General features: G+C 75.6%; 18 protein-coding genes. 10 read left to right on the top strand and 8 right to left on the bottom strand.

Going from position 1 to position 19,283, the window contains the following annotated elements:
- The 5 genes from ACYVKY_RS12180 to ACYVKY_RS12160 all read right to left on the bottom strand — a co-directional run.
- A partial coding sequence (locus tag ACYVKY_RS12180) for a thiamine pyrophosphate-dependent enzyme (protein ID WP_460435257.1) occupies positions 1 to 1,102 on the bottom strand: 1,102 nt, incomplete at its 3' end.
- 10 nt (positions 1,103 to 1,112) lie between these two features.
- Entirely contained in the window at positions 1,113 to 1,658 is a 546-nt protein-coding gene (locus tag ACYVKY_RS12175) for a hypothetical protein (protein ID WP_460435256.1), read from the bottom strand.
- 31 nt (positions 1,659 to 1,689) lie between these two features.
- Entirely contained in the window at positions 1,690 to 2,328 is a 639-nt protein-coding gene (locus ACYVKY_RS12170; protein ID WP_460435255.1) for a hypothetical protein, read from the bottom strand.
- Positions 2,329 to 2,386: 58 nt separating this feature from the next.
- Positions 2,387 to 3,766 carry a hypothetical protein gene (locus tag ACYVKY_RS12165; RefSeq protein WP_460435254.1) on the bottom strand — a complete coding sequence of 460 codons (1,380 nt, stop codon included), beginning with the start codon at positions 3,764 to 3,766 and terminating at the stop codon, positions 2,387 to 2,389.
- A 66-nt stretch (positions 3,767 to 3,832) separates the two neighbouring features.
- Complete coding sequence (locus ACYVKY_RS12160; protein ID WP_460435253.1) at positions 3,833 to 4,312, bottom strand: hypothetical protein; 480 nt, start codon at positions 4,310 to 4,312, stop codon at positions 3,833 to 3,835.
- A gap of 142 nt (positions 4,313 to 4,454) precedes the next feature.
- On the opposite strand from ACYVKY_RS12160, the gene ACYVKY_RS12155 reads away from it, so the two are divergent.
- The 5 genes from ACYVKY_RS12155 to ACYVKY_RS12135 all read left to right on the top strand — a co-directional run bounded on the left by ACYVKY_RS12155 (position 4,455) and on the right by ACYVKY_RS12135 (position 9,085).
- Positions 4,455 to 5,561 (top strand): PLP-dependent cysteine synthase family protein, encoded by a 1,107-nt coding sequence (locus ACYVKY_RS12155; protein WP_460435252.1) that lies wholly within the window; start codon positions 4,455 to 4,457, stop codon positions 5,559 to 5,561.
- Positions 5,562 to 5,660: 99 nt separating this feature from the next.
- Positions 5,661 to 6,767 (top strand): OmpA family protein, encoded by a 1,107-nt coding sequence (locus ACYVKY_RS12150; protein ID WP_460435251.1) that lies wholly within the window; start codon positions 5,661 to 5,663, stop codon positions 6,765 to 6,767.
- Entirely contained in the window at positions 6,764 to 7,315 is a 552-nt protein-coding gene (locus ACYVKY_RS12145) for a hypothetical protein (RefSeq protein ID WP_460435250.1), read from the top strand. Before ACYVKY_RS12150 ends, ACYVKY_RS12145 begins: the two co-directional genes overlap by 4 nt.
- 110 nt (positions 7,316 to 7,425) lie before the next feature.
- Positions 7,426 to 8,652, top strand: coding sequence for a PLP-dependent aminotransferase family protein (locus ACYVKY_RS12140; protein WP_460435249.1), 1,227 nt, complete (start codon positions 7,426 to 7,428; stop codon positions 8,650 to 8,652).
- A gap of 10 nt (positions 8,653 to 8,662) precedes the next feature.
- A complete protein-coding gene (locus ACYVKY_RS12135) occupies positions 8,663 to 9,085 on the top strand; it encodes a hypothetical protein (protein ID WP_460435248.1) in 423 nt (140 codons plus the stop codon).
- Between the two features lie 11 nt (positions 9,086 to 9,096).
- Here ACYVKY_RS12135 and ACYVKY_RS12130 read toward each other — a convergent pair whose 3' ends face one another.
- A complete protein-coding gene (locus tag ACYVKY_RS12130; protein ID WP_460435247.1) occupies positions 9,097 to 9,885 on the bottom strand; it encodes an MBL fold metallo-hydrolase in 789 nt (262 codons plus the stop codon).
- Complete coding sequence (locus tag ACYVKY_RS12125) at positions 9,882 to 10,949, bottom strand: aminotransferase class V-fold PLP-dependent enzyme (RefSeq protein ID WP_460435246.1); 1,068 nt, start codon at positions 10,947 to 10,949, stop codon at positions 9,882 to 9,884. The genes ACYVKY_RS12130 and ACYVKY_RS12125 overlap by 4 nt, the downstream gene beginning before the upstream one ends.
- A gap of 226 nt (positions 10,950 to 11,175) precedes the next feature.
- On the opposite strand from ACYVKY_RS12125, the gene ACYVKY_RS12120 reads away from it, so the two are divergent.
- From ACYVKY_RS12120 to ACYVKY_RS12110, 3 genes are all read left to right on the top strand, one after another.
- A complete protein-coding gene (locus ACYVKY_RS12120) occupies positions 11,176 to 11,361 on the top strand; it encodes a hypothetical protein (protein ID WP_460435245.1) in 186 nt (61 codons plus the stop codon).
- Between the two features lie 71 nt (positions 11,362 to 11,432).
- Positions 11,433 to 14,366 (top strand): helix-turn-helix transcriptional regulator, encoded by a 2,934-nt coding sequence (locus ACYVKY_RS12115; protein ID WP_460435244.1) that lies wholly within the window; start codon positions 11,433 to 11,435, stop codon positions 14,364 to 14,366.
- The gene (locus ACYVKY_RS12110; protein WP_460435243.1) at positions 14,363 to 14,728 is read left to right on the top strand and encodes a VOC family protein; all 366 of its coding nucleotides are present in this window, start codon (positions 14,363 to 14,365) and stop codon (positions 14,726 to 14,728) included. Before ACYVKY_RS12115 ends, ACYVKY_RS12110 begins: the two co-directional genes overlap by 4 nt.
- A gap of 93 nt (positions 14,729 to 14,821) precedes the next feature.
- Here ACYVKY_RS12110 and ACYVKY_RS12105 read toward each other — a convergent pair whose 3' ends face one another.
- Positions 14,822 to 15,490 (bottom strand): TetR/AcrR family transcriptional regulator, encoded by a 669-nt coding sequence (locus ACYVKY_RS12105; RefSeq protein WP_460435242.1) that lies wholly within the window; start codon positions 15,488 to 15,490, stop codon positions 14,822 to 14,824.
- 113 nt (positions 15,491 to 15,603) lie between these two features.
- On the opposite strand from ACYVKY_RS12105, the gene ACYVKY_RS12100 reads away from it, so the two are divergent.
- Positions 15,604 to 18,240 carry an MMPL family transporter gene (locus tag ACYVKY_RS12100; RefSeq protein ID WP_460435241.1) on the top strand — a complete coding sequence of 879 codons (2,637 nt, stop codon included), beginning with the start codon at positions 15,604 to 15,606 and terminating at the stop codon, positions 18,238 to 18,240.
- Positions 18,237 to 19,283: YhgE/Pip domain-containing protein (locus tag ACYVKY_RS12095; RefSeq protein ID WP_460435240.1), on the top strand; the 1,047-nt coding region annotated here is incomplete at its 3' end. The genes ACYVKY_RS12100 and ACYVKY_RS12095, both read left to right, overlap by 4 nt.

Genomic DNA, 19,283 nt, shown 5'->3' with positions numbered 1-19,283 from the left:
CGTCCGGCGCGGTGCGGGTGAGGGGCCCGGTGACGGCGACGGCGTCGGGCAGCTGCGGCAGGTGCCCGACCGCGGCGGCCACCGCGCGGTTGCGCTCGAGCACGCCGTCGTAGCGCGCCAGCAGCTCGTCGGCGTCCGCCAGGCCGTGCGCCACCAGGTCGTGGGCGTGCACCGCGAGCGGGTCGCGGGCCAGGTCGGCGGCGACGTCGGCGGGGGCGCGGTACGCGCTCTCGACGTCGGTGCCGGCGTGGCCGAGGAACCGGACGGTGTCGAGGTGCAGCAGCGCCGGCCGCCGGTGCCGGCGGACCCAGGCCGCCAGCTCGCGGGCCGCCTCGAGCACCTCCCAGGTGCCGGTGCCGCGCACGTGCACGTACCGCAGGCCGGGACGGTACCCGAGCGCGTGCTCGACCCAGCCGGCCGGCGTCGGGGTGCTGATGCCGAGCCCGTTGTCCTCGCAGACGAGCAGCAGCGGCATCGGCAGCCCGCGGTAGGCCGTCTGCACCGCGGCGTTGACCGCGCCGGTCGCGGTCGAGTGGTTGACCGAGGCGTCGCCGAGGCTGCACACCACCACCGAGTCGGCCGGGAAGGCGGGTTCGACGCCCAGCCGGCGGGCGCGGCCGAGCGCGAAGGCGAGCCCGACGGCGCGCGGCAGGTGCGAGGCGATGGTCGAGGTCTGCGGGACGACCGCCAGCTCGTGCCGCCCGAGCACCTTGTGGCGGCCGCCCGACACGGGGTCGTCGGCCGCGCCCATCACCCCGAGCAGGACGTCGCGGACCGGGTCGATGCCACCGACCTGCTGCGCGCGGGCCGCGTAGAACGCCCCGGAGCGGTAGTGCAGCAGGGCGGGGTCGGTCGGCCGCAGGGCGGCCGCCACGGCCGCGTCGGCCTCGTGACCGGCCGAGGCGATGCTGTAGTACCCGCGTCCGCGGGCCCGCAGCTCCCGGGTGACCAGGTCGGCGCAGCGCGAGCGCAGCTGGGCGTCGAACAGGTCGAGCAGCTCGGCGCGCGGCCCGGGCGGTGCGGGCGCACCGGGGCGGGGGGCGACCGGGGCGCGCAGCGCGTCGAGGGCGGCGCGGAGGGCGGCGTCGAGACGCTGCGGCACGGCCGGGGTCTCAGACCCGGGACCAGCGCAGGTACAGCAGGCCGAGCACCGACAGCGGGATCGCCAGGACCGCGACGCTGTACCCGGCGAGCGGGATCAGCGCGCGGCTGTTGCCGCCGGGCACGACGTACAGCGGCGCGGACGCCTGCGCGGCCGGACCGCTGCACCCGATGCTGTGGCCCTCGGCGCCGGGGAACGACACCAGCGGCACGAGCCCGACGCCGTCGACCACGAGCCGGTCCTCGCTGCGGGCGGCCTCGGTCGACAGCGGGCCGCCGCCGGCGGTCACCGAGCAGCCGAGCTCGTCGAGGTCGGGCCGCTCGCCCTCGGGCGGGGTGCCGTACACCACGACGTCGCCGACGAAGGGGACGCGCTGCGGCACCGTGTAGAAGCCGCCGACCTCGAGGGCGACGGCGTCGCGGCGCTCGGGCGTCGACTGCACCAGCACGCCGAGGACGACGCCGGCGATGCCGAGGACGAGCAGGAGCACCAGGGCACCGGCCTGGACCGCGAACCGGCGCGCGGACACCGAGGTCCGGCGCTTGCGACGCAGCACCGGGCTCACCGTCCCGCGCGGCGGGCGCGGGTCACGCGCCCTCCAGCGTCAGCGTGCGCAGCACCTCGAGCGCGCCGGAGTCGTCGAACTCCTCCTCGGGCGCCACCGCGATCGCCGTGACGATGTCGCCGTTCTCGCGCTCGAGCGCCAGCTGGGCGAACCGCTGGGTGATCTCGCCCTGGGCGGTCGCCGTGCGCTCGGTCCAGCGCACCAGCACGCCGGACGTCGCGGCCGGCCACTCGACGGCCTGCCGCACGATGTCGGTGGCCCCGGCGATCTCCTTCTGCCCGGCCAGGCCGTACATCTGCTCCTGGGCGGTGGACTGCGGGTCCTCCTCGGTGAACACGACCACCTCGACCACGCCGCCGGAGCGGTTGGACGCCTTGCCGAGCACGACCATCTGCACCCCGCCGGGGCCCTCGCGGTCGGTCTGCTGGAACTCCGAGGGCGCGTGCAGGACGAACCCCTGCCCCTGCACCTCGCGGGTGTCGCGCGGCGCCTCGGTGATCGGCCCCAGCGTCTCGGGCGCCTCGTCGGTGGGCTGCGCGAAGTCGGTCCCGTCGCCCTGCTGGTCCACCGTGCCCCCCACCAGGCCGCACCCACCGGCCGCCAGCACCGCCACCGCCGTCGCGGCGAGCAGCGAGACCGCCCGCACCGTCATCTGTCGCATGTCCTCGTCCTCGTCCCCGTCGCGGCCCCTCCCAGGGTACGGGTGGGGGCCGCGCGCCTCAGCAGTTCGTGCGGTCCGCGAACCGGGTGCCGTCCCAGTACTGGTGGCCGGAGGCGTTCATCTCGCTGGTGCTGTACGAGCCGTTGAGGCCGATCTTGGCGCCGACGGCGACCTCGCCGCTGCCGCCCAGCCAGGTGGTGTCGTCGAGCTCGACGTCGTACCGGGTGAGGTCGCCGCGGTCGCGCACGGCCGCCATGAAGTCGTTGCCCAGCGGGTCGGGCTCGAAGCCACCCGGCTCGGTGTTGACGCCGATGCCGAGCGGGTTGACCCCCGAGCTGGCCAGCAGGCCGAGCGCCGCCTGCAGGTCGCGGTCGTTGCGGACGGGCAGGGTGGCGTCCCACTGGGTGCCGGCCGCCACCTGGTCGCTGGTGACCGGCGAGAAGTCGCCGCCGAACAGCACGTTGGTGAGGCCGGCGCTGCTGCCGGCGGCGAGCGCCGACCGGGAGACGCTGGTGATGTTGCCGTCGGAGTCGACCGTGACCGAGGTCTTCACCTTGATCTGGCCGTCGACGTTGGCGCCGACCTGGTCGATCAGGCCGGCGGCCTCGGCGGCGGCGCTGCCCTCGATGGTGGTCTCGAAGTAGAAGGTGTTGTTGCCGTTGCGGTTGTCGTGGCTGTAGCCCAGCATCTGCGAGCTCGCCCCGGACGCCTGCGCGGTGGCGCTGCCCGCACCGGCGTACGCGCTGCCCTCGCCGGTGAGGCCGCCCGCGACGTAGACCGTCGTCGGCGGCGGGAACTGCGGGCCGATGTTGAACAGGTCGCGGGCGCCCTTGAGGATCGAGCCGATCGGGTTGCCGGCCGCCAGCGCGTCCTCGACCCGGCTCCAGTTCTCGGCCGTGGTCAGGTCGTCGACCGCGCCCTGGGAGTCGACGATCCACTCCTCGCCGGCCTGGAAGGTCACGCCGCCGGAGATGCTCGCGGAGGCGCCCGACCCGAACTCGTTGTCGGCGATGGTGAACGAGGTGCTCGCGCCGGCGCCGGCGGTGGCCTGCACGTCGCCGCCCTGCACGCGGGTGACCTTGAACGTGCCGTCGCTGCGCTCCTCGACGATGAACCCGCGGTTGCCGCCGAGGTCGATGAAGGTGATGCCGATGCCGAGCTCGATGGTGTCGCCGTTCGAGCCGAGCACGCACGGCTCGGTGGGCTCGCGCTCCGGCCCGGTGACCCCTCCGCAGCTGCCCTGGAACCCGCTGAGGACGTTGCAGATGATCGCGCTGACCTTGTTGCCGACGCCGGGTGCGTTCGACGACAGCGCCAGGCCGACGGCGACGGCGAGCAGCGCGGCGACGCCGACGATGCCGACGTACTCGAGCGTGCCGGCGCCGGCGTCCGAGCGCGGCCGGCGGCGGCGCGCCTGCTCGGTCAGGTAGGTCCTCACGGTGCCCATCGGGTCCCCCAGGGTCGGTCGGTGCGGCGCGTGCGGTGCGCGGGTCACGGGTGCGGGTCAGCCGTAGGGCGTGGCGCTGACGACGAGCTTCTGCTGCGAGGCGCCCCACAGCACGCCGAGCGCGGCGGCCGCGGCCCACACCGGCAGGTCGAGCGCGAACGCGAGCGGGCCGGGGTCGACCACCGTCCACCAGAACAGCGCGGTGCCGCCCCACGACACCGGCGAGACGACGTAGGCGAGCACGGCGGCGGCGAGCACCCACGGGAACGCCGGCACCCCGGCCCGGTGGGCCGACGCGGTGCGCCAGCGCACCAGGTAGACCAGCACCGGCAGGCCGAGCAGCGTCGACAGGACGGCGAAGGTCGACGGGTTGCCGGTGGGTCCGGCGATGAAGAAGGCCAGGACGGCGACCACGACGGACGCCAGCACCAGCACGAGGGTGCCGACCACCAGGTGCCGGACCACCGGTCCGCGCTGCCGCCCCGCACGGACCCCCCGCGGGGCCGCCGTCGCCTGCTGGCTGCTCGCCCAGCTCATCGCCTGCCTGCCTCTCGTGCCGTGCACGACGCCGTCCCGGGTGGACCAGGCGCCGCCGACACGGTAGTCCGCGGACCGCGCCGGCCCCTGGGCCCACAGGCCCGGTGGCGGGCCCAAGTGCGGCGCGCCCGCGGGTGGGACGATGGCGCCCGTGCACACCGCCCTGGTCGACGTCCCCGCCCGCGACCCGGTCGACCGCGCCTGGACGTCCGAGCGCGTGCGCCGGCTCACCGCCGACGCGCGACGCAGCGCCGACACCCACCTGGTGCACGTGCCGCTGCCGGCCGGCTGGGAGGTCGACCTCTACCTCAAGGACGAGTCGACGCACCGCACGGGCAGCCTGAAGCACCGGCTGGCCCGCTCGCTGTTCCTGCACGCGCTGTGCAACGGCTGGATCGGCCCGGGCACCACCGCCGTCGAGGCGTCCAGCGGGTCCACCGCCGTCAGCGAGGCGTGGTTCGCGCGGATGCTCGACATCCCCTTCGTCGCGGTCATGGCCCGCTCGACCAGCCCCGAGAAGGTCGCGCTGATCGAGCGGGAGGGTGGGCGCTGCCACCTGGTCGACGACCCCGCCGCGGTCTACGACGAGGCGCAGCGGCTCGCCGACGAGCTCGGCGGGCACTACCTCGACCAGTTCACCTACGCCGAGCGCGCCACCGACTGGCGCGGCAACAACAACATCGCCGAGTCGACCTTCACGCAGATGGGGGCCGAGCGGCACCCCGTCCCCGCCTGGGTCGTGGTGGGTGCGGGTACGGGCGGCACGAGCGCGACGATCGGCCGGTACGTGCGGTTCCGGCAGCTGAGCACGCGCGTCTGCGTCGTCGACCCGGAGCACTCGGCGTTCCTCAAGGCGTTCCGCGGCGACCCCGTCGACGGCGCCCGCGGGTCGCGGATCGAGGGCATCGGCCGGCCGCGCGTCGAGCCGTCGTTCGTCCCCACGGTCGTCGACCGCATGCTCGGCGTGCCCGACGCCGCGTCGGTGGCGGCGATGCGGTTCCTGCGCGAGCGCACCGGGCTGCGGGCGGGCGGCTCCACCGGCACCAACCTGTACGGCGCCCTGTACCTCGCCTGCGAGATGAGGGCCGCCGGCGAGCGCGGCAGCATCGTCACGCTGCTGTGCGACGAGGGCGAGCGGTACTGCGCGAGCTACGAGTCGGACGAGTGGCTCGCCTCCTCGGGGCTCGACCTCGGGCCCGTGACGCAGGTGCTGTCGACGGCCTGGGACACCGGGGTGTGGACCGGCTGAGCCGCGCCGCCGCCGGGTGCACCTACACTTTCGCGCGTCCGAGCCGTGCCCGGACCCACGGGGGGTCGTCCAGTCATGCGTGTGCGTCGTCGACGTGCGGTGGCCGCAGGTGCCGTCGCCACCTGCCTGCTGGCCGTGGCGGGGTCGTCCGCGGCCAGCCCGGGCGCCGCACCGGACGGGTCGACCTCCGTCGAGACCGTGACGACGTCCGAGGGCGTCGAGGTCAGCACCTTCGGCACCGCGGTCGTGCGGCCGTACAACACCGCGGACGGACCGCTCGTCGCGATGGCGGTGCACGGCGTGCAGCGGGTCGAGGGAGCGACGGTCGTCTACTTCTCCGTCGGCTCGCGCGAGACCGACGAGATCGAGAACGGCGGCATGTCCGAGCTGGCCGCCCCGCAGGTGGGTGCCGCGTACATCAGCGGCGACCAGATCGGCTCGGTCCGGGTCGTCGATACCGTCGGCGGCGTCGCCTACGGCACCGTCCTGCGGCCGTCGTCCGCCGACTCGTCGAGCCCGAGTGCGTTCACCAGCACCGCCTCGGCGCTGCCGGACGAGGCCGGGCAGATGGCGGTGATGTACGCGGTGCTGCCCGAGCTGCCCGACGAGGTCGGGACGGTCGACGTCGACCTGCTGTTCGGCGTGACGGTGCCGGACGTCCCGGTGCGTGAGGGCTACCTCGAGCCCACCGCCGACCCCGAGGAGCCGGTCCTGCTCGGCACCGGCTGGCCCGAGGTCGACCGGACCGACGTCGACGACGTCGACGACGTCGCGCGCTTCACCTACCCGCTCACGAGCGTCGTCGAGGCGCTCGACGCCTCGCTCCTGGTGAGCGAGCGCGACGGGAGCGTCACCGTCGACCTCGCCGCCGACGTGCTCTTCGCCTTCGACCGCGCCGACCTCAGCCCGCAGGCGCAGACGACGCTGGCCGAGCTGGCGCAGCGGGTCGCGGCCGACGGCGCGACCGGGCAGGTCACGGTCACCGGCCACACCGACGACCAGGGGTCCGACGCCTACAACCAGGACCTGTCGCTGCGCCGCGCGCAGTCGGTCGCCGCCGTGCTGCAACCGGCGCTGGCCGACCAGCGGCTCACCTTCGCCGTCGACGGCCGCGGGGAGAGCGAGCCGGTCGCCGACAACGGCACGCCCGAGGGCCAGCAGGCCAACCGCCGCGTGAGCGTCACGTACACGGCCGGTGACCGGTGAGGCGCGCGGTGCGGGGTCTGCGCGGGCTGGGGGCCGCCGCGCTGGTGGTCGCGGTGCTCGGCGGGTGCAGCCTGCTCGGCGGCGACGAGCCCGCTCCGACCGAGGAGGGTCGCGGCGGGCCGACCGCCGAGCCCGAGCCGCAGGGGCCGCCCCCGGACGAGCTCTGGGAGCAGGTGCTCGACGCCGCCGAGGCGGGTCTCGAGGCGCCGGCCGTGGGCACCGGCACCGGGACCACCGCCTCCGGCGCCACCCACACCGTCGAGGTGCTCGGTGTGCGCCGCGACGACACCGCCACCCTGGTGACGCTGCGCTGGTCCGCCGACACCGAGGACGCCGTCGGACCCGTCGAGTTCCGCGACGAGCGGTACGACGGGCAGAACTTCGGCCGGTCGATGGCGCTCGTCGACGACGAGTGTCGGGCCAGCGGTACCTGCCGCTGCAGTTCGACGACTACCGCGAGGCGTGCACCTGCCCGAACCTGCCGCTGCAGGTGGGGCCGCAGCCGCTCCTGGTCACCGCGACGTTCCCCCCGCTCCCCGACGGCGTGACGACGGTCGACCTGGTGATCGGCCGCGAGGGGTTCGTCTCGGTCCCCGACCTGCTCGTCACCGGCTGAGGCCGTCCCTCGCGGTCACGGCCGCGGTGGCATGCTGCGACCGTGACCATCGCTGACGCAGCGCCGTCCTACGACGTCGAGCGGGTGCGGGCGGACTTCCCCGCCCTCGCCTCCGGCACCGCCCACTTCGACGGACCCGGCGGCAGCCAGGTGCCCAGGCAGGTGGCGCACGCGGTGGCGTCGACGCTCGGCTCGTCGATCTCGAACCGGGGGACGGTGACGGCCGCCGCCCGCCGCGCCGAGGACGTCGTCGTCGGGTGCCGCGCGGCGCTCGGCGACCTGCTCGCGACCGACCCGGGAGGTGTCGTCTTCGGGCGCAGCGCGACCGCGCTGACCTTCGAGGTGGCGCGCGCGATGGCGCAGCACTGGGGGCCCGGCGACGAGGTCGTCGTCACCCGCCTCGACCACGACGGCAACATCCGGCCGTGGGTGGTCGCCGCCGAGCGCGCGGGCGCGACCGTGCGGTGGGCCGGCTTCGACCGGGAGACAGGGGTCCTCGACGTCGCCGACGTCGAGGAGGTGCTGTCGGACCGCACCCGGCTCGTCGCCGTCACCGGGGCGAGCAACCTGCTCGGCACGCGGCCCGACGTCCCGGCGGTCTCGGCTGCGGCCCACGCGGTGGGCGCCCTGGTCTGCGTCGACGCGGTGCACCTGACGCCGCACGCCGTGGTCGACCGCGGCGCCCTGGGTGCCGACCTGCTGACCTGCTCGCCGTACAAGTACCTGGGTCCGCACTGCGGTGTGCTCGCGGCCGACGCCGCTCTGCTGGAACGGTTCTCACCCGACAGGCTGCTGCCGTCGACCGACGCCGTGCCGGAACGGTACGAGCTGGGGACGCTGCCGTACGAGCTGATGGCGGGTGCGGCGGCGGCGGTCGAGTACCTCGCCGCGCTCGTCCCGGGCGAGGGATCGCGGCGCGAGCGGCTGGTGCGGTCGATGACCGCGCTGGACGCCTACGAGGAGGGCCTGGTGCGCCGGCTCGAGGACGGGCTGGCCGCGACCGACGGGGTGCGGCTCGTCGGGTCGGCGCCGCACCGCACGCCGACGCGGCTGTTCGAGGTCGAGGGCGTGGGGTCGGCCGAGGTGGCCGACCGGCTGGCGGCGGCCGACGTGAACGCCCCCGCCGGCCACTTCTACGCCCTCGAGGCCTCCCGCTGGCTGGGGCTCGGCGACACCGGCGCCGTGCGCGCCGGCATCGCGCCGTACACGACCGCCGACGAGGTCGACCGGCTGCTCGAGGTGGTGGCCGAGGTGGCGGGCGCACGGTGAGGGCGGGCAGGTGAGGGTCCACGGGGCGGTGGTGCCGGCGGCGGTGGTGCCGGCGGCCGTGGTGCTGTGCGCCGCGTGCTCGTCCGGGCCCGACGACGCCCTCGCGTCGTACACCGACGAGGGTGACGCCTGCCGGCAGGCGGTCTCGGCGATCGGGTACGCCGACGACCTGCTGAAACCGTTGGGGCAGGAACCGTTCCAGGACTTCGACGACGCCACCCGCAGCCGCCTCGCGGCGGTGGCCGGGACGCTCGCGCTGGAGGCGCGCGACTGGCCGTCGCGCGAGGTCGCCGAGCAGGCCGAGGTGCTGCAGCCGCTCGCGCAGGCGGCGGCCGAGAAGGACGGCGGCGACGAGCGCGCGCACGCGCTGCTCGAGTACCGGGTGGAGGCCGCGCGGCTGGTGCTGCTGTGCCGCGACGAGGGCGAGGCCTGAGCGCCGGTCCGTCAGCCGTCCGCGAGCTCGCGGGCGAGCACCCGGAGCCGCTGGTGGTGCTCCTCCATCTCGGGGTCGGCGCGACGCGGGTCGTCGGGGTCCTCGCCGCGCAGCAGCGCGTCGAGGTAGCGGCGGTCGGCGTCGAGCCGCGAGACCGGGTCGTCGGTCGGCGTGCCGTGGCCGGGGACGAGCCAGCGGGCGCGGGCGACGTGCGGCGCGAGAACGTCGAGACCTGCGAGGTACGAGGGCAGGTCGTCCGGCCAGAACGGGAGCGGCAGCTCGACGTCGCTCAGCAGGTCGCCGACGCAGAGCAGGCCGCGGTCGGGGAACGACACGGTCGTGTGGCCGGGCGCGTGGCCGTCGTGCACGACCACCTCCACGGGCTCGTCCGCGTCCGGGCCGAACGGCTCGGGGACGGTGGGGCCGTCGAGCGGGCGCACCAGGCCGAGGAGGTCCGTCATCCAGCCCGGGGCGGTGGGTCCGAGCTGCGCGACCAGGTCGTCGCGGTGCTCGACGGCGAGCTCGACCGTGCGGGCCGACGCCCACCGCGGCGCGCCACCGAACCGCGGGTGCCACAGCAGGTGGTCGTGGTGGGCGTGGGTGGCGACGCCGGCGGTGACGACGAGCCCGTGATCGTCGAGATGGTCTGCGATCCGGACGATCTCGCTGGGTTGCCACGCGGGGTCGACCAGGAGGGCGGCACCGCCGCGCACCACGACGGTGCTGGTGGTGGCGTACAGCGCACTGGTCGCGACGTGCACACCCGGCACCAGCTCGCGCGGCCCGTGCGAGGTGGTCACCGGACCACGTGGCCGGCGAGCGCGGCGACCGCGACGTCGACGTCGTCCTCGGTGGTGCTGACGTGGAAGCCGAGGCGCACGCGACCGGCCCGCACCGACCCGACGACCCGGGCCGCGGCGAGCCGCTCCTGTCCCTCGGGCGTGACGTCCAGCGACACGATCGCCGAGTCACCCGCGTCCAGCCCCACACCGGCACGGAACCGGTCGGCCAGACCGATTGCGTTGCGGTGCAACAGGTCCCGCCCGACGTCGAGCAGCAGGTCCATCGACTCGGCGGCACCGACCCACGCGTGCCACGCGGGCGAGGCGTCGAACCGGCGGGCGTCGGGCGCGAGGCGCAGCGGCGTCCCGTAGATGCTCTCCCACGGGCGGTCGCCCGCGTACCAGCCGGAGCCGTGGGGCACGAGGTCGTCCTGCACCTGCTCGCGGACGGTGAGGTAGGCGGCGCCGCGCGGCGACAGCAGCCACTTGTAGGCGCTCGCGACCGTGACGTCGAAGCGGGACGCGTCGACCGGCAGCCACCCCGCGGCCTGGGTGAGGTCGACCAGGCTGCGCGTCCCCGAGGCGTCGCAGGCGTCCGCGAGCGCGTCGAGGTCGAGCGCCCGGCCGTCGCGCGACTGCACGGCCGACACCGCCACCTGGTCGGCGCCGGCGCGCACGGCGTCGACGACCTGCTCCAGCGGCACCTCCTCGACGACGACCCCGCGCGGCACCTGGGCGAGGAACGGGAAGAGCACGCTGGTGAAGTCGTCGGACGCCACCACCACCCGCGCACCGGCGGGCAGGGCCGCCGCGACGAGCCCGACCAGCACCGACGCCTGGCTGCCGATCGCGACCCGGTCGGGAGCGACGCCGACGAGCTCGGCGTACGCGCGGCGCGACCGGTCGACCGCGGAGTCGTACGAGGGGGCGTCGACGGTTCCGGCGCCCCACTCGTCGAGCGCGGCGCGGACGGCGTCGAGCGTGCGGCGCGGCGCGAGCCCCAGCGTCGGGGTGTTCAGGTGCACCACCTGCGGGGAGAACTGCGCTCGTGCCCGGGCCAGCCGCTCCTCGTCCGCGCTCACGGGGCGAGCGTACGCAGGCCGTCCGCGAGGTCCCGGACGTCCGGTGCTCTGAGGGGCCTCAGACGGGCCCCGCGGCGACCTCAGGCGAGGCGTCCGCGACCTCAGGCCGGTCGCGACCGGGACGGTGCGGGGACGGCTCGCTCTGCCGATCCCGCCCCCGGCGTCTCAGCAGCACCGTGGTGGGTGTCGTCGAGGACGGTCCCCGACGACGGACCAGGAGGACACCGTGTACACCTTCGACCCGGCCCTGCAGGCCGAGATCACCTACCGCCGCGAGGACGTCCGCTCGTCCTTCCGCAGCACCCGCCGGTTCCGCACCCGGACGCAGCCCGCGCCCGCCGACGCGAGCACCGGCACCCGGTCCCACCTCCCGCTCGGCGGGCTCGGGACCACCACCCACCGCGCCGCCTGAGGCGGCGCGCCGTGGGGACCACCCCGGGAACGGGCACGACCCTGACGGACCCGGATGACACGATGTCGCCCGTGGCTCGCGAGGACGTCGCGCTGGTGGGGCGCACCGCGCAGGTGCGTGCCCTGGCCGACGCGCTCGCGGCCGCGGGCGACGGTCGTCCCGGGGTCTGGTTGGTGGCCGGCGACGCGGGGGTCGGCAAGTCCCGGCTCGTGCGCGAGCTGGTCGAGGTCGCCCGCCGCCGTGGCTCCCTCGTCCTCACCGGCCAGTGCGTCGACCTCGGCGGCTCCGGCCTGCCCTACCTGCCGTTCGCCGAGGCCCTCGGCCAGGCCGCGTCCGACCCCGCCACCGCGCCCGCCGTCGACGACCTGCCCGCCCTGCAGCCCCTGCTCGGCCGCGGCACCGCCCGGCCCGACGCCGGCGACGACGACCGGCTCCCCCTCTTCGACGCCGTCCACACCGCGCTCGGACGCCTCGGCGACGAGCGCGGTCCCGTGCTGCTCGTGGTCGAGGACCTGCACTGGGCCGACGCCTCCAGCCGCGACCTGCTGCGGTTCGTCGCCTCCCGCCTGCGGCACGAGCGGGTGCTCGTCGTCGCCACCTACCGCTCCGACGACCTGCACCGCGGGCACCCCCTGCGTCCGCTGCTGGGCGAGCTGCCGCGGCTGCCCGTCGTCGAGCGCGTCGACCTCGAGCCGTTCACCGAGGACGAGCTCGCCGGCTACCTCGGCCTGCTGACCGGCGCGCCGGTCGCCCGCGGCGTGGTGTCGGCGATGCACCGCCGCAGCGAGGGCAACGCCTACTTCGCCGAGGAGCTGCTGGCCGCGGCGCGTTCGAACGGCGGTCGTCCCGACGGCCTGGCCGAGCTGCCGTGGACGCTCGCCGACGTGCTCACCGGCCGGCTCGACCAGCTCTCCGCGCCCACGCAGCAGCTCGTGCGGGTCGCGAGCGTCGCCGGCCGTCGGGTGACCGACCGGCTGCTGCTGGCGGCCTCGGGGCTGCCGCCCACCGACGTCGACGCCGCGCTGCGCGAGGCGGTCGCCCACCACGTCCTCGTCCCGGACGAGCGCGAGGGCTACCGGTTCCGGCACGCGCTGCTGCGCGAGGCCGTCTACAACGACCTGCTGCCCGGCGAGCGGGTGCGCACGCACGCCACCTACGCCCGGGCGCTGGCCGAGGGCACCGACCGCGGCACCGCGGCCGCGCTCGCCCACCACCACCTGGCGAGCAACGACCTGCCCGGCGCCTTCGCCGCGTCGGTGCAGGCGGCCGACGACGCCGACGCCGTCCGCGCCCCTTCGGAGGCGCTGCGCCACCTCGAGCAGGCGCTCCAGCTCTGGGACGCCGTGCCCGACGCTGCAACCGTCGCCGGCGCCGACCTCGACGAGGTCGAGCTGCGCGCGTGCGTCACCGCCGGTCGCGCGGGAGCGCTGCAGCACGACGTCGAGCTGGCCGAGTCGCCGCTGGCCCACGCCGCGGGCCGCGACCGGCACCGGCGGGCGCGCATCGCGCGCACGCTCGCGCAGCACCTGTACCTGCTCGACCGCGACGACGAGGGCCTGCGGCACGCCCGGTGGGCGGTCGACCTGCTCGCCGACGACCTCGCGAGCCCCGACGGCGTGTGGGCGGCCGCGACGCTGGCCAAGTCGCTGATCAACATCGACCAGGAGGTCGAGGGGCGCGAGGTCGCGCTGCCGGCGCTCGCGGCAGCCCGCGCGGCGGGGATGCAGTCGGCCGAGGCCGACCTGCTCGCCACCCTCGCCGTCGTCGACTGGGCCGACGGCGACATGGACCTCTCGCACGAGCACCTGGTCGAGGCCCTGGAGCCGGCGACGTCGTCCGGCGACGCAGGCACCCACCTGCGGATCGCCTACAACATCGCGGTCAACCGGTTCTACGCCGGCGACCTCGCGCAGGCGCTGACCGCGGCCGACGCCGCCGCCGAGGTGGCCCGGCGGGCGGGCCTGACCTGGAGCGCGTTCGGCATCGAGAGCCGCACCGTGCAGATCATCGTCCGGTACACCGTCGGCGACTGGGACGGCTCGCTCGCGGCCGCCGAGGCCGCCGGCGAGCAACCGCCCGACCTGGTCGCGAACCGGCTCGCGACCGCGGCGCTGTACGCCGAGGTCGGACGCGGGCTGCCCGGTACCGACGACAAGGTGCGCGCGCTGCGGTCGGCGTGGCACGAGGACGGCCAGATCGCGCTGGTGTCGGGCGGGTGCGGGGTCGACCTGCTCACCTGGCAGGGCGACCACGAGGGGGCGCTCGCGCTGGCCGACGAGGCGCTGGCCTCGCTCGCCCAGCAGTGGGGCGACTTCTCGCTCGGCGGCATCTGGCTCGGTGCGCTCGGCATCGCGGCGTCCGCCGACCTCGCCGACGCCGCCCGGCTCGTCCGCGACGACGACGCGGTCACCCGCGCGCTGGCGCACGGCGACCGGCTGCTGGCGCGGGTGCGCGACACCGCCGACAAGGGGCGTCCGCGCTCGGGACGTCTCGGGCCGGAGGGGGTCGCCTGGCTGCGGCGGGCGGAGGCCGAGGCCGCGCGGCTGCGTCGCTCCGACGACGAGGTGGCGTCGTGGGAGACCGCCGTCGAGGCGTTCGGCTACGGCTACCCGTACGAGCAGGCCCGCAGCCGGTGGCGTCTCGCCGAGGCGCTGCTGCGGGCCGAGCGGTCCACCGACGCCGCTGCGGCCGCCGCGTCCGCGCACGGGGTCGCCGTCGCGCTCGGAGCGGAGCCGCTGCGCCGGGCGGTCGAGGCGTCCGCGGTCCGCAGCCGGCTCGACATCGGCGTCGAGCTGGTGCGTCCCGCTGACGACGTGCTCACCCCTCGTGAGCAGCAGGTGCTCTCGCTGGTCGCGGAGGGGCTGACCAACCGGCAGGTCGGTGCGAGGCTGCACATCAGCGAGAAGACGGCGAGCGTGCACCTGTCGAACCTGATGGCCAAGCTGGGGGCGTCGAGCCGCACCGAGGCCGTCACCCTGGCCCACCGGAAGGGGTTGCTGCAGTGAGCGTCCCGCGCATCCGCGCCACGTCCCTGACGATCGGTGCGCCCGACCCGCGGGCGCTGGCCGCGTTCTACGCGCGGCTGCTCGACGTCGAGGTGTCGGCCGAGGAGCCCGACTGGGCGCAGGTGCGCACCGAGCACCTGACGCTGAACTTCGAGCTCGAGCGGCACTGGCGCGCCCCGGTGTGGCCCGCGCGCGAGGGCGAGCAGCTCGCCACCGTGCACCTCGACCTGTGGGTCGACGACCTCGACGCCGCCCTCGCCTGGGCCGTCGAGTGCGGCGCGCGCCCCGCCGACGAGCAGCCGCAGGCCGACGTGCGGGTCGTGCTCGACCCCGCCGGCCACCCGTTCTGCCTGTTCGAGTGAGCAAGGGCGCTCGTACACAGCTCCCGCGGTCGGCACACGAGCACGAGGGTGTGTGCGGAGCACCGAGGGTGTGTGCGGACCGCGGGCGCGGGGTCAGCAGGCGCGCCCGGACCCGTCCGGCTCGCTGAAGGACTCGAAGATGCCCGGCAGGACGCCGTCGAGCAGTCCGACCGCGCCCGCCGGGACGATGTCGAGCAGGCCCTGCGCGATGTGGTTCATGTAGACGACCACGACGATCTCGGCGAGCTGCTCCGGCGGCACCAGCAGCCGCCGGCCCTTGCGGGTGAGCAGCTCCTCGAGCAGCGCGCCCAGCTCGGCGCGGAAGTGCGTGCAGTGCGCGACGTACAGGTCGCGCCCCTCCGGGCTGCGCAGGCCGTACAGCTCGAACTCGGTCTCGAGCAGGTACCAGCGGTGACCGATGCCGTCGAGGCCCTCGAGCACCTCCTGCAGCAGCGCGACGTCGGCGTCCGGACCGGGACCCAGCTCGGCGTGCCCGTCGATGTCGACGGCGTGGCTGTCCATCACCTCGCGCACCGCGGCGATCATCCGGTGCCCCTGCTCGTCGATCACCGCGCCGAACAGCTGCTCCTTGGTGGCGAAGTTCGAGTAGAGCGCGCCCTTGGTGAACCCGGCGGCGGCGGCGAGGTCGTCGACGCTCGCGCCGTGCAGCCCCTTCTCGGCGAACACCTCGAAGGCGGCCTCGAGCAGCTTCGCGCGGGTGGCCGTGCGGCGGGCCGACGTCGTCGGGGTGGTCGTGGTCATCGTGCTCCCAGGCTAGGTGCGCCGGACGGGTCCCCGGTTTGCCATACCGAACGGTATCGGCATACCGTCCAGTATTGCATACTGAGCGGTATCGAGATCTCGGAGGTCAGCCCGTGTCGTCAGCCCTGTACCGGTGGGGGCGCACCAGCGCCGCGCACCCGTGGCGCGTGCTGCTCGCGTCCCTCGTCGTCGTGCTCGGCGTCCTCGGCCTGGCCGCCGTCACCGGCCCGTCGTTCGACGACGAGTTCTCCATCCCCGGCACCGAGAGCCAGCAGGGCCTGGACGCCCTCGAGCAGCGCTTCCCGCAGGCCGCCGGCGCCTCCGCGCAGGTGGTCGTGGTCGCCCCCGAGGGCGAGCGGCTGACCGACGACGCGCACCGCGCCGAGGTCGAGGACCTCGTCGCCCGCCTGGGCGACGTCGAGCACGTGAGCGCCGCGTCCGACCCGCTCGCCGAGGGCGGGACGCTGTCGGACGACGGCCGGTACGCACTGGTCCAGGTGCAGCTCGACAGCGACCAGGCCGGCGTCGCCGACGAGACCGTGAGCGCCCTCGAGGACGCCGCGGCCGCGCCCGCAGGCTCCGACCTCACCACCAGCCTCGGCGGGCAGGCGCTGCAGGAGCAGGGCGTGCACCTGTCGGTCACCGAGGCCCTCGGCGTCGTGGTGGCCCTCGTCGTCCTGGCGCTGACGTTCGGCTCCGCGCTCGCCGCCGGCATCCCCCTGGTCACGGCCCTGATCGGCGTCGCCGTGGGCATGGGCGGCCTGGTCGCCGCCACGGCCGTCACCAGCGTCAACTCCTCCTCCCCCACGCTCGCGCTGATGATCGGCCTGGCCGTCGGCATCGACTACGCGCTGTTCGTGGTCTCGCGACACCGCGCGACGCTGGCCGAGGGCGTCGCCGTGCACGAGTCCATCGCGCGCTCGCTCGCGACCGCCGGCAGCGCCGTCGTGTTCGCCGGCGCCACGGTCGTCATCGCGCTGCTCGGGCTGGGCGTCGCGCAGATCCCGTTCCTCACCGTGATGGGTGCGGCCGCCGCGGCCACCGTGGCGGTCGCCGTGGTCGTCGCGCTCACCGTGCTGCCCGCGATCCTGTCGCTGTTCGGGGAGCGCCTGCGGCCCAAGCCGTCCCGCTTCCGGCGCGAGACCGGCGCCACCCGCACCACGCTCGGTGCGCGCTGGGTCGACCTGGTCACCCGCCGTCCGCTGGTCACGACCCTGCTCGTCGTGGCCGCCCTGGGCGCGGTCGCCGTGCCCGCCAAGGACATGCACCTCGCGCTGCCCGACAACGGCACCGCCGAGGAGGGCACCGGCGTCCGCGAGACCTACGAGCTGGTCGAGGAGGGCTTCGGTCCCGGGTTCAACTCCCCGCTGCTGGTGACCGCCGACATCATCAGCACCACCGACCCGCTCGGCGTGATGGCCGACGTGCAGGAGCAGATCGAGGCGCTGCCGGGCGTCGCCGACGTCCCGCTGGCCACGCCGAACGAGACCGCCGACACCGGGCTCGTGCAGGTCGTCCCCGAGACCGGTGGCACCGACGAGGCCACCGCCGCGCTGGTCGACGACCTGCGGGCGCTCGCCCCCGAGCTCGAGGAGCAGCACGGCATCTCGGACGTGCGCGTCACCGGCGCCACCGCCCTGCAGATCGACGTCTCCACCCAGCTCGGCGCGGCCCTCGTACCGTTCGGCCTGGTCGTGATGGGCCTGTCGCTGCTGCTGCTGACGGTCGTGTTCCGCTCGATCTGGGTGCCGGTGAAGGCCACCTTCGGCTTCCTGCTCTCGGTGCTGGCGTCGTTCGGCACCATCGGCGCGGTCTACTCGTGGGGCTGGGGCGCCGACGTCCTCAACGCCACGACCGGGCCGGTGATCAGCTTCCTGCCGATCATCCTGATGGGCGTGCTGTTCGGGCTCGCGATGGACTACGAGGTCTTCCTCGTCTCCCGCATGCGCGAGGACTTCGTGCACACCGGCGACGCGAAGGCCTCGGTGCGAACGGGTTTCATCTCGAGCGCCCGCGTGGTCACCGCCGCCGCCGTCATCATGATCGCCGTCTTCGCGGCGTTCGTGCCGTCCGGCGACACGATCATCCAGCCGATCGCCCTCGGCCTCGCGGTCGGCGTCTTCGTCGACGCGTTCGTCGTGCGGATGACGCTGGTGCCGGCGGTCATGACCCTGCTCGGACGCCGCGCGTGGTGGCTGCCCCGCTGGCTCGACCGCCTGCTGCCCTCGCTCGACATCGAGGGCGAGGCGCTCGCGCACCACCTCGACCACGAGGCGTGGGTCGAGCGGCACGGCCCGGTGGCCGTCCGCGCGTCCGGCGTCGGCCTCGAGGAGGTCGACGGGACGGTCGTGCTGCGCGACGTGCACCTCACCGCCGCCCCGCGCACCGTCCTGGCCGTCGTCGACGACGACCCGGTCGCGCGGCGCACGCTCCTCGCCGTCCTGGCCGGTCGGGTGCGGCCCACGTCCGGCGACCTGGTCGTGCTCGACCGGGTGCTGCCGGAGGAGCAGGGCGCGGTGCTCGCCCGCACGGCCTTCCTGCACGACGACGGCCGCTCGCCGCTGGTCGTGCTCGACGGCGCCGAGCACGTGGTCACCGCCCGTCGGGTGGTCGAGTCCGGACGCACCGCCGTCCTCGGTTGCGCCGCAGACGATCTCGCGGCCGTCGAGGACGCCCTCGGCTCCGACCACCTGGTCGTCGGACGCCTCGACGACCCCCTGACCTCGCTCCCGAAGGAGGTGGCCCGATGAGCCACCGTCGTACCGTCGCCGCCGCCGTGGTGGCGCTGCTCGTCCCCGCCGTGGCCGGTGCCGTCGCCCTCGCCTCGTTCGACGACCGCGAGCAGCAGGTCGACCAGGTGCGGGCCGCCGTCGTCAACCTCGACGAGGCCGTGACGATCACCGACCCGGAGACGGGCGAGGAGCAGCCGGTGCTCGCCGGCCGCCTCCTCGCGGGCGAGCTCACGTCGAACGACGACGCGCTGCTCGGCTGGGAGCTCACCGACGCCGACGACGCCGCAGCGGGTCTCGACGACGGCACCTACGAGGCCGCGATCACCATCCCGCAGGACTTCTCGGCCGCCGCGACGTCCATCTCCGGCGACGACCCGCGGCAGGCGACGATCGAGGTGCAGACGGCCGAGGCCGGCAGCCCGGTCGCCGCGCTGGTCGGCCAGCAGGTCGCGAGCGCCGCGGCCGCCACGGTGGGGGGACAGCTGACCGAGCAGTACCTCGGGCAGGTGCTGCTCGGGTTCGGCGGGCTCGAGACCCAGCTCGGCACGGCGTCGCAGGGCGCGGCGGACCTCGCGACCGGTCTCGGGCAGCTCGCCGACGGCGCCACCGGTGCCGCCGACGGCGCCACCCGGCTCGCCGACGGGACGAGTGACCTCGCCTCGGGTCTGGACGATCTCACCGCCGGCGTCGAGGGCGTGGCCGACGGCGCCGACGGCCTGGCGGACGGCGCCGGGCAGCTGTCCGGCGGCCTGGCCCAGCTGCGCGACCGCTCGTCGGGCCTGCCCCAGCAGACCCGCTCGCTCGCCGACGGCGCGGGCCAGGTGTCGGGCGGTGCGGCGCAGGTGTCCCAGGGCCTCGCCGGCCTGCAGCAGGCGTGCGCGCTGCCGGTCACCCCCACCGAGGTCGCGCTCTGCCAGGGCATCGGGCAGCTCGCGCCCGCGGCGGCGCAGGTGTCCACGGGGGCGGCCGGGGTCGCCACCGGCGTCGACGCGCTCGCCGACGGCCTGCCCGCGCTGACGTCCGGCATCGCGCAGTCGGCGGGCGGCGCGGCCGACCTGGCC

Source organism: Angustibacter speluncae (assembly GCF_054777815.1).
This window is presented reverse-complemented; position numbering and strand designations above follow the sequence as displayed.